The sequence below is a fragment of the Halorubrum sp. SS7 genome (assembly GCF_005435055.1).
GTDB lineage: Archaea > Halobacteriota > Halobacteria > Halobacteriales > Haloferacaceae > Halorubrum > Halorubrum salinarum.
Window position 1 is genome coordinate 739 of sequence record NZ_SGXV01000048.1, and the last position, 2,052, is coordinate 2,790.

The 2,052-nt window shown below is 55.3% G+C and carries 1 protein-coding gene and 1 pseudogene; one reads left to right on the forward strand and one right to left on the reverse strand.

What is annotated here, in order from left to right; all coding sequences use genetic code 11:
• Positions 1-469: 469 nt before the first annotated feature.
• A complete protein-coding gene (locus EXE44_RS16230) occupies positions 470-1,570 on the reverse strand; it encodes a hypothetical protein (protein WP_199241238.1) in 1,101 nt (366 codons plus the stop codon).
• A gap of 323 nt (positions 1,571-1,893) precedes the next feature.
• Here EXE44_RS16230 and EXE44_RS21485 point away from each other — a divergent pair.
• Positions 1,894-2,052: pseudogene (locus EXE44_RS21485) on the forward strand (AAA family ATPase); the annotation flags it as partial.

A 2,052-nucleotide genomic window follows, 5' to 3' on the forward strand; every position in this document is an offset into this window, starting at 1 on the left:
GAGCCGAGAGAGTGCGACCGGCTTCGACTCCCCCGACGCGGCGACGCCCGACTCGACGTCACGCGCCGTCACGAGATCGCCCTCGTAGGTGAACTCCACCCCGTCGGCACGGTCGTTCTCGGAAGTGGTCGCCATTACGTGTAATCAGGCGCGGAACCGGTGAAAAGTGTTCTGGCGTGGTGTTCTAGTAGTCGTCAAGATGGGAATCAGCGATGCTCGTCGATCCACTCGCACCACCCGTGGAAGTCGTCCTTTTGTGGATCCGAGGAGCTGCGATACGTTTCGCCGACAACGTACTAGTCTCCATAGGCCGGCATGTTCTGACTATCGTGTCTCTTTCAGTCGACCTTGTCAAACCGATCGTTCAACTGCCCCGTAATCCCGATGCGTTCAACGTAGATCTGCTGTACCACTGGAAAATCGTGAGAATATCATATCGTCGTGGTAGCTACACGACAGCACTCAGCAGTTAACCCATTATTGTGGTTTGGAGAAAGAACTCGATCGTCATCAAGAGGAGGGGGAGAATTATCGATCCGATCAACCGGGCGATGATAGACACTCGGAGCGGATACAACCGCACCTGTTGGTACGTCTGATACTCATTCCTGAGTCGGGTAAGTTTCTGTTCGGTGACGGGGTCCGTGTTCGCGAGATCTGCACCCGCTCGTGGTTCGCCAGCCGTCCGCTTCAGCTCCTCGTATTGATCCCGTATGTTCTCGAGGATCCGCTGACGAATCTCATTGGCCCGCTGACTGATCCTGATTGTCGGGTAGAGAAACGATAATCCAATGAAAACGGCGTACAGACTGCCCATCACGTAGATGAGGGATCCTGCGGGTGGTCCGACCACCGCGGCGTACTGTAGTTGAAGTGGAAGCAGTAGCGAGCCGATGGAGAACAACCCAGTAGTTCGAATCGCATACCTTCCGATGATGCTCATTCCCCCTAGTCCGTCCGGATACATGGGATCGATGCGGAGTTCTAAGGAAGCGATGTTCCGAATAGTAAGGACCGTCACGACGACCAACAAAAACCCGATACCCACAATCGCTCCTATCCAGAGCAGAACGACAGATACCGCCCAAAACAGTGGATCAGTGACACCGAAGAGGCCATATTCCCGGAGAAACGGACCTCCCCGGGCCATCAGAATCGGGATAGGGGTTGACGCGAGGATGGCTGTCATCCACCAGTACCGATCGATCAGACTGCTGTATCGATCTACCAAACTCTGTGCTTGGGTTCGGTCCGAGGAGGCCACAATTCCGGTTACATCGTCGCGGAACGTCGGGAGGAGTTCCGCCTCGTAGTACCAGATCAGGTACGGGGCCACAAGCAGAATGAGGAACACTGCGGCGAAGCTGAAGAGGTAACTAAGGGTCATGTACTGCCAGCGAAGCGCCAAATAAGCGGCTAGTACAATACTCGGTGGGAGACCGAAAAGCAATGCGCTCGCCCCAGCGTATGACTTCACGCGCCGCTTTCCACGCTCAATCCATTCCGTGATCCACAATTGACCGTTCAACGTGTCAGTATCCTCCGCATGCCTTGTCTGAGACTCTTCCATAGTTTAGTCACTTACTCACTTGTCACGAGATTGACCGAGACCTGATATATAGGTTTTTTTGGGCCTGTTGGACCCCTGTGACAGATATCCAAGAGAACTCTTCACCCGGCTCACATTCTCTCTCACTTGGTCACATCATCAGTAACAGTTCACTATGGTCGACGTAGGCGAACATCCGCGAATCGTTCGATGAAGCTGGTAACCGGGGACGAACAGGATCGGTAATGGCGTCAGCGCTGGGCATTCGGAACCATCCGGAACACTCTGCCGTCGGCTTATATCCCCACGCCGTGACCGGGTAAGACGTGATACGCGACGGAACGGTGTTCGACGACGACCACCTCCCCTCCACCATTGTTGGCCGGAATCGGCACATGAACGAGGTAACGGACGCGCTCGCACCGATTCAAGAGGACGTCCGTGCCGAGAACTGCTTCCTGTTCGGTCCCTCCGGCGTCGGGAAGACGACCGTCGCCGCGAAC